The organism is Streptococcus gwangjuense, assembly GCF_003627155.1.
In the GTDB taxonomy this organism is placed as follows: Bacteria; Bacillota; Bacilli; order Lactobacillales; family Streptococcaceae; genus Streptococcus; species Streptococcus gwangjuensis.
Map to the genome: position 1 here is coordinate 1,238,956 of NZ_CP032621.1, position 12,993 is coordinate 1,251,948.

Genomic DNA, 12,993 nt, shown 5'->3' on the forward strand with positions numbered 1-12,993 from the left:
ATTTCAGCTAGCAATCTTGCACCTAAAAAAACCGCAATCCACAGATTGCAGCCTTTCTTTATTTTCTGGATTGATAGCGACTGGTCAAAATGAAAATCACGGTAAAGAACAGCATCATGATACCATAAACAGGTAGTGTTTGTCCTGTTAAGGTTGAAATTTCAAGCAGTTTTTGAATTCTTGGGAAGAGAGCTGTGGCTAGGAAACCTCCTACTGACCAAACAATCAAGAGGACACGCCATAGGGTAAATGGCATGCAGGCTCTAAATACGGATAAGAAACCAATTGATCCCAAGAGATAATAGAGTAGAGTTGAGATTTCTAACTCAGACCAACCTTGGCTACTTCCAAATATTTTCACAAAAAGAACGCTGAAGACGACCATGAGAGCACTTGGTAGAGCACGAAGCATAGATCTTCTGAGGAAGTTTGGCTCAACAGGTTTGATATTTCGCTCAAAAGTCAGAACGAATGGTGGGAAACCTTCCACGAACTGGTCGATCATGGTAATCTGGATCGGAATGAATGGGAAAATCAAAATCCACTCTGACCTTCCTAGAAGGGCACTGGCGATACAGATGACCGCTAATATGAATGAATAGATGGTCTTTATCAAGAAAATCGGGGCGATGTGGGCAATGTTATTGACCACCCGACGACCTTCAAAGAGAATTTCAGGAACATCATTAAAGTCTGAGTTCAAGAGAACCAGATTGGCAATCTGACGAGTCGCAGGATCTCCCTCAGCCATCACGATAGAACAATCCGCCTCACGAAGAGCCAGAATATCATTAACTCCATCCCCTGTCATAGCTGTTGTATGACCCGCTTTTTTCAGTGTTTGGATGATGAGTTTCTTTTGATGAGGGGAAACACGTCCGAAAATCGCAGTCTCCTCCGCCATAGCAACCAATTCCTCATCCGTAATTTTCGAGCAATCGACATAGCTGTGGTAGTCCGCAAAACCAGCCTTCTGGGCAATGCTGGATACCGTAACTGGATTGTCACCAGAGATAATCTTGAGCCCCACTTCCTGAGAACGGAGATAGTCCAGCGTCTCTGCTGCTCCCTCCCGAATCGGGTCCAAGATTTCCAGCAAGGCTAGAGCCTGAATATCAGATGGTTTCTGTGGTTTGTGATGGTCTAGTTTTTCCTGACTGAGGGCTAAGACCAAGACACGAGATCCTCGTTCAAGAGCTTCTCTAGCTTCAGGAACTTCAGCATCCAACAACATCTCTGGTGCGCCTAGGAAAACAGTTCCTAGACCTTCCAATTCCATAGCACCCCACTTGCGGTCGCTTGAGAAAGGAAGATTCGAAAGCATAGGGTAGGCTACCTGACCTTGGAAACGCTGGCGAATAGCTTGGGCTGTTGGATTTTTATCCTCACTATGGGCCATATAGCTTGTCAGGATGCTGGCAATAGCCTCATCACCATAATCTTGAGTTAGCGGAAGAACCGCCTCCACCTGCATCTTTCCTTGGGTGATGGTACCCGTCTTGTCCAGACAGAGCATATCCACGCGCGCCAAGGTCTCAACAGAGTACATCTCCTGCACCAAAACCTTTTTCAAGCCCAGCTTAATCACTGCGGTCAGGAGCGAAGTAATAGTCAAAAGGGCGATTCCCTTGGGTAACATTCCCAGTAGGGCTGTCGATGAATTTACAACGGATGACTTGAGAGGCAGGCCTTTTAACAGCAAGGCTTCTAGCAAGAGAGCCAGACCAAAGGGAATGATAATCTTCCCAGTAAAACCTGCTAGTTTGTCCAGCGATTTCATGATACGAGAGTTGATGGGTTTAACGGTCTTGGCTTCCAGCATGAGTTTGGCGGCATAGTTGTCTGCACCGACATGGTGAACTTGAGCTAAAACTGACCCACTAGCTAGGAAACTTCCTGACAAAAGCAAGGCGTCAACTTCCTTTTGCACTAAATCACTTTCCCCCGTTAACATGGCTTCATTGACTTCCGCAAAGCCTTCCAAAACCAAGGCATCACTGGGAATCTGCTCTCCTGCAGATAAACGAATGACATCTCCTAGCACCAATTCTTCAGGATTCAGAGCAACTTCCTGACCATCACGAATAGTCTTGACCTTTTCCTTGGTCATGAGATTGAGCTTGTCCACCATGTGTTTAGCCCGCAGCTCGGTCACAATTCCAGAAAAAGCGTTAAAGCAGATAACGGCAAAGAAGACCAGATTGCTCCAAGCCTGCACAAAGGCTAGTGCCAAAGCAATGGCAAAGTTCAAAGCATTAAAAAGGGTAAAGACATTTCGTTTGATGATTTGCCAAGTGCTGGTACTGGCCGAAGCAGTAAAATCATTGACCAAGCCCTTAGCCTGTCTTTCCTTGACTTCTCTTTGGGTTAATCCCATAATCTTATTTTTATCCATAAATTCTATCATATCATTTTTTTTTACAGAATTCTAATCTCATCCTAAATCTGCACCTAGTCAAGGGAAAAGTTTGCCAGCCCTCCTTTGATAAGGTATAATAATAACAAGAAAATAATCGAAGGAGATCGCATGTTTTATACTTATTTACGTGGATTGGTTGTATTGCTCCTATGGTCCATCAATGGCAATGCCCACTATCATAATACTGATAAAATTCCTAATCAAGATGAAAATTATATTCTGGTTGCACCTCACCGCACTTGGTGGGATCCAGTTTACATGGCTTTTGCGACCAAGCCAAAACAGTTTATCTTTATGGCAAAAAAAGAACTCTTTACCAACCGTATCTTTGGCTGGTGGATTCGTATGTGTGGCGCCTTTCCCATCGACCGTGAAAATCCTAACGCCTCAGCCATCAAATACCCTATCAATGTTCTCAAAAAAAGTGATCGCTCTCTTATCATGTTTCCAAGTGGGAGCCGTCACTCAAACGATGTCAAGGGTGGCGTAGCTCTGATTGCCAAAATGGCCAAGGTCCGTATCATGCCGGTTACCTACACAGGTCCCATGACCTTGAAAGGCTTGGTTAGCCGCGAGCGTGTCGATATGAACTTTGGAAATCCAATCGATATCTCAGATATCAAGAAAATGAATGATGAAGGCATTGAAACAGTTGCCAATCGCATCCAAGCAGAATTTCAACGTCTGGACCAAGAAACGAAACAATGGCACAATAATAAAAAACCAAACCCACTCTGGTGGCTTATCCGCATCCCTGCCCTCATCCTTGCCATTATCCTCGCTATCCTAACCATCGTCTTTAGCTTTATCGCAAGCTTCATCTGGAATCCAGATAAGAAAAGAGAAAAACTTGGTTAAATTAATACAACAATCCCTTGGCTTTTGCCAAGGGATAAATTTTTTATTCGATTTTCCATTTTTGGGCCAACCAGCTAGAAAAATCTAGAAATCGTTCAGCTACTTGTTCATGGTGTCCATAAGGATCAAAGACAAACTGACCGTTCGGATAGCGTTTCTGAAGACTTGTATGAATCTGCTCAGCATAGACTGGTGCTTGAGCTAAGCGATTGCTATGATTGACTCCTTCTGTTTGACCGTTCTGTAAATACAGCAAACAGTCTAGATTTTTCACATTTTCTTCCTTGCAGTAAGTCACAAAATCAGGATACCAAAAGGAACCGCAGATGGAGAAGACACAGGAAACCTTGTCAAAGCCGAAAAGACTGTAGACTGCCGCTAAACCACCTAGTGAGTAGCCTCCATAAGCAAGGCAAGTTTCGTCCAGGCGATAAAGCGACTGCAACTTGTCTAAAAGACCTCCAAATAAATGATCATGATAAACGTTGGCCTGACCGCCAAAATCTGGAGCTCCATCTCTCAGAGCAGCTACCTTCCAAGGAGTGTAGTCATCTAGGCGATTTTTAGAGGTCAAGCCCACTAAAATCACAGATTCGGAAAAGGACGATAGGAAATCCAAGTTTCCATCATTCAATAAAATAACCGGATAGGTTCGATTGGGGTCGTAGTTAGAAGGAAGGCTGATTTTGACTTGAATTCCTTCCCAATCAAACTCATTATTTATTGATAAAGTCATTGATTTTCTCAAGGGAATCAATCACTGCTGGACCATAATCCATCAACTCATCGTAAGAGATAGTCATGATTTTTTGATTCTTAATAGCAGGAACGCTTTCCAAAACAGCATTTGCCTTCATCAACTCTACTGCTTTTTCATCCAATTTTTTATTGCGGTCACTGGTTACATAGATAATCAATTCAGGATCCATTGACACGAGATTTTCTAAGGTCAAGCCTGATGTCCCCGTAGCAACGTTTGTATAACCAAGTTGGTTCAGCAAACTTTCTTGCAAAGCAGACTTGTAGGCACCGAAGGTTTCATCATTATAAGCAACCATAATCAAAGCCTTTTTCTTTTCACCTTGACTTGCTGGATTTGCTTTCTTAACAGCGTCAATTTTAGTTTGTAATTGGGTTGCGTATTCATTAGCCTTGTACTGCACATTAAAAATCATTCCAAGATTTTTGACATCTTCTACGATATTCCCCAAATCTTGCTGAATCGTTGAGAGAGAAGCTTTTTGCGTATAGACTGGGATTTTGTTTTCATTCCAAGTGCTAACTGTCCCCAAGGATTTTTCAGAAAACATCATGTTTCGACCCATCACAGCGTCTGGCTCATAAGAAAGGACTGTCTCTTGTGAGACTGTTTTTTTATCCCCAATTTGAGGAATAGATGCAATCGCGTCCTTGTATTTGTCCGTCACAGCATTGTCTGGATTGAGCATACCAACAATTTTATCCTTCAACCCCAACTCCAATAAGATTTCAGTGGTTGAAAGATTGTTTGTGATAACTTTTTCAGGTGCCTTGTCAAAGACTTGTTCGACTTCATTCCCTTTCGCGTCATAGGTTTTGACCGTTAACGGATAAGTCGTCTCTGTGTTCGCCTTTTGACTTGTTTCTGTGCTAGATTGTGTGGTAGCTTTTTCTGTAGTAGTATTGCCACAAGCTGCCATGGTTAGAGTAGCTACTGTTACCAGTAAAATGCTTAGTGTTTTTTTCATCTTGTTTTCCTTTTCATTCTTATAAATAGTGAATCATAGCTTGCTGATCCTCGGTCCAAGTCACCTGACTTTGAACTCCGTATACAGTTTGCAATGACTCAGGGGTGATGGTCTCCTTTGGAGTCCCTTGGTAAAGGATTTCTCCCTCTTTCATCAGATAGAGATAATCCGAATAGCGACAAGCAAGTTGAATATCATGCAGGACAGCTAGAACATTGACCTTGAGATTCTTCACAATGGCCAACAAGTCTAGCTGATACTTGATATCCAGGTGATTGGTTGGTTCGTCCAGGAGCAAGAGAGTCGGTTCTTGCGCCAAGGCGCGGGCTAATAAGACTCGTTGTTTCTCCCCCCCTGACAGAGAAGAATAGAGACGAGTTTTCTTCTCAAGCATATCCACCTTAACGAGAGCATCTTGAACGAGCGCATAGTCCCTTTCCTTTTCCTTCTGTAAAAAAGAGAGGTGGGGAGTTCTTCCCAGCAAGACGATTTCTTCAACTGTACAATCAAACTGCAGCTGGTTAAACTGGGTCACAACTGCCATTTGCTTGGCTGTTTCTTTGAGCGTCCATTGTTCCAGAGGCTTTCCATCTAGGCTTATCAAGCCTTTGTCCGCCTTTTCCTGACGATAGAGGAGTTTAAGTAGACTGGTTTTCCCGCTTCCATTTGGTCCTAATATCGTGTGAAATTGATGCCCTTCAACCTTAAGAGAAACTCCCTTGAGGATTTTTTTCTCTCCTAGTCCAAAATGGATATCCTGACAAATCAAGTCCATATCAGACCCTCACCTCCCTTCGCCTACCTCCAACAATGTAGATAAAGAAGGGAGCACCTACTAAGGCTGTAAAAATACCAATAGGAAGCTCTGCGTTTGGAATGATGATACGAGAGAGTACATCTGCCCAGATGACAAAGAGGGCACCTAGCAAGGTTGCAACAGGAAAAAGCCTCTTGTAATTCGTTCCTACTAACCCTCGAGCTAAATGTGGAGTAATCAGACCGACAAATCCAATAATCCCACAGGTTGCCACTAAGACTGCTGTCAACACAGCCACCATGGTCACATAAAGATACCAATAAAAGCGTAAGGGAATCCCCAAAGTTAAAGCAATCTCATCTCCCATCATCATCGCATTAAAAACACGATACTGCGTAGAAAAAAATAGAAAGGCCATTCCCACTACTATAGTTGGCAAAACTAAGTCAGACCAGGTAGTCCCAGCAAGCGAGCCCATGGTCCAAAACTTAATAGTCATCACACTGTCAGCATTAGCACCAACTGAGATAATAAAGTTGGAAAAAGCCAAAAAGAGAGCATTGACCACCGTTCCTGATAAAATCAGACTAGAAGTCGTCATCCTTCCCTGCATAGAAGCAATGATGAGGACAGCAATGGTTGCCAAAATAGCTCCAAGAAAAGCTCCAAGGCTAATCATCACTTTAAAACCAAGAATGATGCTCAAGGTTGCACCTAGAGTTGCACCCGCAGATATTCCTAAGACATAAGGCTCTGCGATGGGGTTGTTCACTGTAGACTGCATCACGCTACCACACATAGAAAGACCTGCTCCTACTATCAGACCTAACAATACTCGAGGGAATCTCATGTTCCATACAATGGCAAGAGTAGACTTAGAAACCTCTCCTATCTCAAGAGGAAATCCCAACCTGCTCAAAATAATCCGATAGGTATCTCCTAGATTAATAGCAACGGATCCCATAGAAACTGCTAGAAAGAGAGAAATCCCTAAAATACCTAGCAAAATAACTAAAAGTAACACAAATTGCTGGTCTTGTCGGCTTCCAGAAAATTTGGAAAGCATGCAAACCTCCTTTGATAGAATCTTAAAAATTTAGAAAATTCTCATGAAAAGTATACCATATTTTCAGCAATGGAACAAGATGAGAACAAATGAATATAGTTGGTTTTATTGTGCTAGGAAGCATAAGTAAAGATTATACTTGAGTATATCGAGGTAAAGTGACAACATAAAAAGCCCTCTGAAGTCAGAGAGCTGATTTGAGCTCGGGCTAAAATCCTAGTGAAACAAAAAAATCTACACGATCAGAAAAGTCTCTATCGTGCCATTTTCATACATGATGTATAGTCCAAGTAGAATGAATACTAAGGGCACAATGATTCGCTCGTATTTTTCAATTGTCTCGAATATTAACGGAATAGAGGATAACACCCGACTAATCTCGCATAAGATAATTATGCCGATTACAAACACAAGCAACGCCACGAGGGTCTGTGACCAATCTAACGAAGCGAAATAAGGTATATAGATACCTAAATTATCTCCGCCAGACGCAATTGTCAGCAATGTAACTGTCCAAAACAGTTGATTTGCCTTGCTTTGTTCTAACCTTTCAATAATTTCTTCCTCTTCTTCCTCACCTTCTCCAACAATTGCAAAGCGAATCCCTAAATAGATAGGAATTAAACCAAGCAATCCAACCATCCATTCTTCAGGCACGAAATTAACGACATAAGCAGCAACTAAACTCGCCCCTACAAGTAAGCCTGTGCCTAGATATTGCCCCGCATAAATATGCCATTTTTGTTTATTCTGTGATAGCTGTGCAAATAAAATAATTAAAATAATTAAATAATCGATACTGGTGGAAATATAAACACCAATAGCAGATATGATTGTCTGTCCCATAAAAACCTCCTGTATTAGTCAGTAATAAATCAGCAGATTTTAGGAGAACACAGACACATTAATTTAGCTATCGCTAGTGGGTAATGTCGAACGTAGGAAAGCATTTTACTCCTCCTCAAAATGTAGTTACAAAGTAATTTCTAACTGAAATTCAGTGACTACTTCCATGTAAAGTATAACATACTATACTTTACTTCGTAAAGTGTGGGCTCTCCGAGGGAGCTTGCAGACAGCTACTCGGCTTTTCAAGCCGAGTAGCTGCGCACCTTTATGGTGTAATTAGCTGATACCATTTGAGGTTTTTGTAGTCTCCAAAATTGTGACCGATAAAATTGTTCTAGTAAGCCACCTTCATAGGATCCGGTTTTTGTAGTCTCCAAAATTGTGACCGATAAAATCTCAATAAAAAAGCCCTCTGAAAATCAGAGAGCTGATTTGAGATTGGGATAAAATCCATACAAAAAAGCTACCCAATTTAGAGTAGCTTCATTATCAAGATATGCTCAATTGAACACGGCCTAAGCACTTGGCAAAAAAGATAAAATCTCCTAGAAACTGAAGTTTCTTCGTCAATTTTCCTATTTTTGCTTTGTGCTTTTGACGGCCTTTGTATCTTGAATTAGCGACGAAGTCCTAGAGAGTTGATTAACTCACGGTAACGGTTAACGTCGTTTTTACGCAAGTATGCAAGTAAGTTACGACGGCGACCGATTTTTTTCATCAATCCACGGTAAGTAGCGTGGTCTTTTTTGTGTTGTTTGATGTGTTCGTTAAGGTGGTTGATTTCCCAAGTAAGGACAGCAACTTGAACCTCTACTGAACCTGTATCACCTTCGTGACGTGCATATTGTGCGATGATTTCATTTTTTTTCTCTTTTGAGATTGCCATGATGTTTCTCCTTTTTATTTGGCTTCATCCGAGTGACAGGTTGGCATGCCTGTAACCAAGAAGAAGTTATTTGTCTTTACGACAGTTCTTATTCTACCAAGAAGCAGAGACTTTGTCAACTGATTTACTTTTAAAAAATTGACCTACTCTACTGATTTCAGGGCTTCAAGCATATCCACCTTTCTCAAGTGGTGATTGACAAAGAGACCCAGTAAGGCTAAGATCACGGTCACTGCGACGATTGGAAGAGCAGAGACTTCCCAGCTGACTCGTGGATAAAAAAGTATGGTGGCAGGTGAGATCATCTGAATCAAAAATTGATGTAAATAGTAGCCGGCTACCAAACCGAGAATAATTCCCACAAGGGATAGCACCATGGTCTCGCGATAGATATAGAGGGTCACTTCTTTATTATGGAAACCGAGAACCTTGATAGTCGAAAGTTCACGGATACGTTCTGCCACATTGATATTGGTGAGATTGTAAAGAATGACAATGGCTAGCAAGACGGAAACAAGGATAAGGATTGCCATGGTTTTATTGAGAGAATTGGCTACAGATTCAAAGAGGTGGATAGCCGTTGCATTTTGGACCACCCCAGAAACAGCAGTTTTTTTCATAAAGGCCGCAGCTTCTTTCTCCGTATTGGATGGTGTTGGCTCTTTTAATTTTACTAGGTAGGTGTTGTCTTGGGGACTGGTACCGTAGACTTGTTCGTAGGTCGCTCGGTTGAGATAAACAAAGTGTCCAACATAGTTTTCAGAAATAGCCGATACCTTGATTTCTTTTCCATCAAGCTCCAGCTTGTCTCCAACCGTAACATCTGCTAGTTGAGCCAGTTTTTGACTCACGACGGCTCCATCAGTGATCTCCACCTCTTGGCCATTTTCCTCTAATGCGATAAAGGGTTTGAAATTTTCTCTGCTTGTAACCATTATGGTGATAGTCTGAAGTCCTGCTTTTCCTTTGAAATCTTTTTCAATGGATTTAGAGTAGATTTTTTGGTAAGCATGGATAGAATCAGCTTGCAAGGCACTTTCTAGGTCCGCTTTTTCTTTCTCCGCTACACTGCTCTTTTCCGCTACAATCATCTGGTATTGCTGGATTTGTTCAAATTGACGCTCGACAACTCCTCCCACAGAAGACTGAATGCCAAGACCTGCAAATAGGAGAGCAACCGAACCCGCAACTCCAAAAATGGTCATCAACATCCGTTGCTTATAGCGGAAAATATTTCGCGCCGTAACCTTATGAGTGAAGCTCAAACGACTCCAAATAAAGCTCAGGCGTTCCAGCAAAATCTTTGATCCTTTAACGGGAGGTTTGGGCAGCAAAAGTTGGGCTGCTTCATCGTGCAATTCCCTCCGTGCTACTAGATAAGCTGGCAAGACACTGGATACCCAACTTAAGGCCAGAGCAAGAAGGCTATAAGACCAGTAGAAATACTCCTGACTTTTCCCAACGACCATTCCAGCTGTTATAACATCCGAAATCACGCCTGCAAGGAGATAATGTCCTAAAAGCGTTCCTAAAACGGTTCCTACAGTTCCTGCAAGAAAACCATAGAGAACAAACTTGGCAACAATATCTTTATTCTTATAACCTAGAGCCTTGAAAATACCAGCATTGGTGCGCTCTTCATCCACAAAGCGAGTCATAGTTGTAAAGGTTACCATTGCAGCAACCATAAAAAGCACCACGGGAAAGATATTACCGACAGAACGAATACTTGCTGAAGCGTTACTGTACATGAGATAGCCTTGACCGCCTGGCATGGTTTGGCGGTTGTATACATGGTAAGTAGGCTCTGCCAGTTCATCAAGCTCTTTCTGGTGTTGTTCAAGCTTCTCTTTTTCCTTGGCTAGATTACTCTCTGTCTGAGCCATTTTTTCTTTTTCTGTAGCCAATTCTTCCTTAGCTTTTGTCAATTGCTCCTTGGCTTGACTCTTTTGAGGCTCAGGCAAAGCGGTCACTTGTTCTTCTTGAGTTTTCAATCGACCTTCAGCCTGTTCTAACTGACTCTTGCCTTTTTGAAGGTTACCTTCAGCTGTTTGGAGTTGCTCTTTTCCATCTTCCAAGCTCTTTTGCCCATTTGCTTTGATACTTGCCAATCTTTTTTGACCATTATCGGAAAGCAAGTTTTGTAAGTCTTCCTGGTGTTGATCTCGTTTGCTTCTATAGTCTGATGAAAAAGCATCCAAATTTTTTAAATCATCATAGCGCACACGCGCAATGCTATAAACATCTGAGTCAAACTGACTGGGTAAAATCACTCCATAGCCAGCCAAGCTTCCATTTCCACTACTAGCCCCTCCCAAGTCTTCTTGAGAAAGTATCTCACTCGAATGGACAAATCCAGTAATGGTGAAAGATTGGGATTTTATGACGGTCTTCCCTTCTTCTTTCTTGCTAAAGGTGATAGTCTGCCCAATCTGATAGCGGTCTTTCCAGAAATCTGCCAAGGCAATTTCCTCATCAGCTTCTGGCAGTCGCCCTTCTGTCACTTGAAAAGTTGAAATTCCCTCTGGCTTAGAATAAAGTCGAACCGCTTCTTCACTATTTTCAACGGTTAGGTCTGCCATATAGCCAAACTCAACACTTGCTCCTTGAAGGGTCTTTAGTTCGTCTTGATCCTTTTTATCCAAGCCATAATCAGCTATCACGGCCAGATCCAAGGTATTTGCTTTATGAAGATAATCCTCAGCCGTACGTTCCATATTGGGGCTAGTCACTTTGAGACCTACTAGAGCTAAAGACCCCAGCATCATCAAGGTCAAGATAGATAAAAAGCGTCCCTTGGAAGCAGTCACCGACTGGAGCAAGTCTTTTCGGTATGTTTTTTTCATGCTAATACTCCAATGTATCGATAGCCTGTAGATGCTCATTGATTGTTACTCTCATAACAGTGGCATCACGCATGTGAATCACCCGATCTGCGATAGGAGCTAGCGAGCTATTGTGAGTCACGATGATTACCGTCGCTCCCTTTTGACGAGACATGTCTTGGAGAATTTTCAAAACCTGCTTGCCCGTCTGATAATCCAAGGCGCCTGTCGGTTCGTCACAAAGGAGAATTTTAGGATTTTTGGCTACTGCGCGTGCAATGGAGACTCGCTGTTGCTCCCCTCCAGAAAGCTGGGCTGGAAAGTTATTGAGACGATGAGCCAGACCTACATCTGTCAAGACCTGTTCAGGATTCAAGGCATCTGTCACAATTTCTGATGCCAACTCCACATTTTCCTTAGCTGTCAGATTGGAAACTAGATTATAAAACTGAAAAACAAAACCGACATCATTTCTACGATAATTGGTCCTCTGGTGGGAACTATAATCTGCAATATTGGCACCATCAATCCAGATTTCCCCCTCGTCATTGGTATCCATTCCCCCAAGAAGATTAAGAACCGTTGACTTGCCTGCACCAGATGCACCTAGAATGATAACCAATTCACCCTTTTCAATCTCAAAATTCACATCGCGATTAGCCACAATCTCCGTATCCCCAACCTGATAACGCTTGTAACAGTGTTTCATCTCAATATAAGCCATCATCAACCTCACTTTCTTTAACTACTTCTTAATATCATTATAACGCTTTTTCGAAGAGTTGGATACTAGAATAAAAAGAAAAGCCTAGGTATTCCTAGGCTTTCTTTTTACACATTATTTTCCAAGGTAGTATTCAGAAACTACGTTCAATTTTTCGTCGAATTCGAATACCAATGGTGGGAAGTTAGGGATTTCCACGTCCATGATTTCGTCATCTGACAAACCTTTGATGTGTTTTACAAGGGCACGGATTGAGTTACCGTGAGCTCCTACGAATACGTTTTTACCATCTTTAAGAGCTGGAGCGATTTTGTCTTCCCAGAATGGAAGGGCACGTTCCAAAGTCACTTTCAAGTTTTCAGCATCTGGAATAACTGAGTCGTCAAGTGAAGCGTAACGACGGTCTGTGTGAGCTGAGTGCTCATCATCACGGTCCATGTTTGGAGGCAATACATCGTATGAACGACGCCAGATGTGAACTTGCTCATCACCAAATTGTTCAGCAGCTTCAGCTTTGTTTTTACCAGTCAAACCACCGTAGTGACGTTCGTTCAAACGCCATGATTTTTCAACTGGAACCCACAATTGGTCAGAAGCTTCAAGAGCCAAGTTAGTTGTTTTGATAGCACGTTTCAATACTGAAGTGTAAGCTTGGTCAAATTCGATACCAGCTTCTTTGATCAATTTACCAGCGTCAATCGCTTGTTGTGTACCTTTTTCAGACAAATCAACATCAGCCCAACCAGTGAAAAGGTTAGCTTTGTTCCATTCAGACTCACCGTGGCGAGCAAAAACCAATTTTACCATTAGATGGATTCTCCTTTAAATTTTCCGAGGTTTCCCCTCGTTTATCTATTCTATTTTACACAATTTTTCACAAAA

Annotated in this window: 11 protein-coding genes; 1 reads left to right on the plus strand and 10 read right to left on the minus strand. The window is 42.1% G+C overall.

The window, feature by feature from the left end:
• Nucleotides 1-58 precede the first annotated feature (58 nt).
• Nucleotides 59-2,395 (minus strand): cation-translocating P-type ATPase, encoded by a 2,337-nt coding sequence (locus tag D7D53_RS06020; protein ID WP_120770440.1) that lies wholly within the window; start codon nt 2,393-2,395, stop codon nt 59-61.
• Between the two features lie 132 nt (nt 2,396-2,527).
• Between D7D53_RS06020 and D7D53_RS06025 the strand changes: the two genes are divergently transcribed.
• Nucleotides 2,528-3,277, plus strand: a complete 750-nt coding sequence (locus tag D7D53_RS06025) for a lysophospholipid acyltransferase family protein (RefSeq protein WP_120770441.1) — start codon at nt 2,528-2,530, stop codon at nt 3,275-3,277.
• A 43-nt stretch (nt 3,278-3,320) separates the two neighbouring features.
• On the opposite strand, the gene D7D53_RS06030 is transcribed toward D7D53_RS06025, so the two are convergent.
• The 9 genes from D7D53_RS06030 to D7D53_RS06070 form a co-directional block, all read right to left on the minus strand.
• A complete protein-coding gene (locus D7D53_RS06030) occupies nt 3,321-4,013 on the minus strand; it encodes an alpha/beta hydrolase-fold protein (protein WP_120770442.1) in 693 nt (230 codons plus the stop codon).
• Complete coding sequence (locus tag D7D53_RS06035) at nt 3,994-5,004, minus strand: ABC transporter substrate-binding protein (RefSeq protein ID WP_120770443.1); 1,011 nt, start codon at nt 5,002-5,004, stop codon at nt 3,994-3,996. Before D7D53_RS06035 ends, D7D53_RS06030 begins: the two co-directional genes overlap by 20 nt.
• A 19-nt stretch (nt 5,005-5,023) precedes the next feature.
• On the minus strand, nt 5,024-5,779 hold the full coding sequence (locus tag D7D53_RS06040) for an ABC transporter ATP-binding protein (protein WP_120770444.1): 756 nt from the start codon (nt 5,777-5,779) through the stop codon (nt 5,024-5,026).
• A 1-nt stretch (nt 5,780) separates the two neighbouring features.
• Nucleotides 5,781-6,827, minus strand: a complete 1,047-nt coding sequence (locus tag D7D53_RS06045) for a FecCD family ABC transporter permease (protein WP_120770445.1) — start codon at nt 6,825-6,827, stop codon at nt 5,781-5,783.
• A 234-nt stretch (nt 6,828-7,061) separates the two neighbouring features.
• On the minus strand, nt 7,062-7,673 hold the full coding sequence (locus D7D53_RS06050; RefSeq protein ID WP_023940457.1) for a CadD family cadmium resistance transporter: 612 nt from the start codon (nt 7,671-7,673) through the stop codon (nt 7,062-7,064).
• 619 nt (nt 7,674-8,292) lie between these two features.
• A complete protein-coding gene (gene rpsO, locus D7D53_RS06055; RefSeq protein WP_001018251.1) occupies nt 8,293-8,562 on the minus strand; it encodes a 30S ribosomal protein S15 in 270 nt (89 codons plus the stop codon).
• A 143-nt stretch (nt 8,563-8,705) separates the two neighbouring features.
• Nucleotides 8,706-11,414: an ABC transporter permease gene (locus D7D53_RS06060; protein WP_162927916.1), complete on the minus strand. Its 2,709-nt coding sequence runs from the start codon at nt 11,412-11,414 to the stop codon at nt 8,706-8,708.
• Nucleotides 11,410-12,111 carry an ABC transporter ATP-binding protein gene (locus tag D7D53_RS06065; RefSeq protein ID WP_120770864.1) on the minus strand — a complete coding sequence of 234 codons (702 nt, stop codon included), beginning with the start codon at nt 12,109-12,111 and terminating at the stop codon, nt 11,410-11,412. The genes D7D53_RS06060 and D7D53_RS06065 overlap by 5 nt, the downstream gene beginning before the upstream one ends.
• Before the next feature lie 114 nt (nt 12,112-12,225).
• Nucleotides 12,226-12,918 carry a phosphoglycerate mutase gene (locus D7D53_RS06070; RefSeq protein WP_000240129.1) on the minus strand — a complete coding sequence of 231 codons (693 nt, stop codon included), beginning with the start codon at nt 12,916-12,918 and terminating at the stop codon, nt 12,226-12,228.
• Nucleotides 12,919-12,993 lie beyond the last annotated feature (75 nt).

Coding starts and splice junctions, on each gene's coding strand:
- D7D53_RS06065 (WP_120770864.1), bottom strand. CDS start 12,111: ATGGCTTATATTGAGATGAAACACTGTTACAAGCGTTATCAGGTTGGG.
- D7D53_RS06040 (WP_120770444.1), bottom strand. CDS start 5,779: ATGGACTTGATTTGTCAGGATATCCATTTTGGACTAGGAGAGAAAAAA.
- D7D53_RS06070 (WP_000240129.1), bottom strand. CDS start 12,918: ATGGTAAAATTGGTTTTTGCTCGCCACGGTGAGTCTGAATGGAACAAA.
- D7D53_RS06025 (WP_120770441.1), top strand. CDS start 2,528: ATGTTTTATACTTATTTACGTGGATTGGTTGTATTGCTCCTATGGTCC.
- D7D53_RS06030 (WP_120770442.1), bottom strand. CDS start 4,013: ATGACTTTATCAATAAATAATGAGTTTGATTGGGAAGGAATTCAAGTC.
- rpsO (WP_001018251.1), bottom strand. CDS start 8,562: ATGGCAATCTCAAAAGAGAAAAAAAATGAAATCATCGCACAATATGCA.
- D7D53_RS06020 (WP_120770440.1), bottom strand. CDS start 2,395: ATGGATAAAAATAAGATTATGGGATTAACCCAAAGAGAAGTCAAGGAA.
- D7D53_RS06045 (WP_120770445.1), bottom strand. CDS start 6,827: ATGCTTTCCAAATTTTCTGGAAGCCGACAAGACCAGCAATTTGTGTTA.
- D7D53_RS06050 (WP_023940457.1), bottom strand. CDS start 7,673: ATGGGACAGACAATCATATCTGCTATTGGTGTTTATATTTCCACCAGT.
- D7D53_RS06035 (WP_120770443.1), bottom strand. CDS start 5,004: ATGAAAAAAACACTAAGCATTTTACTGGTAACAGTAGCTACTCTAACC.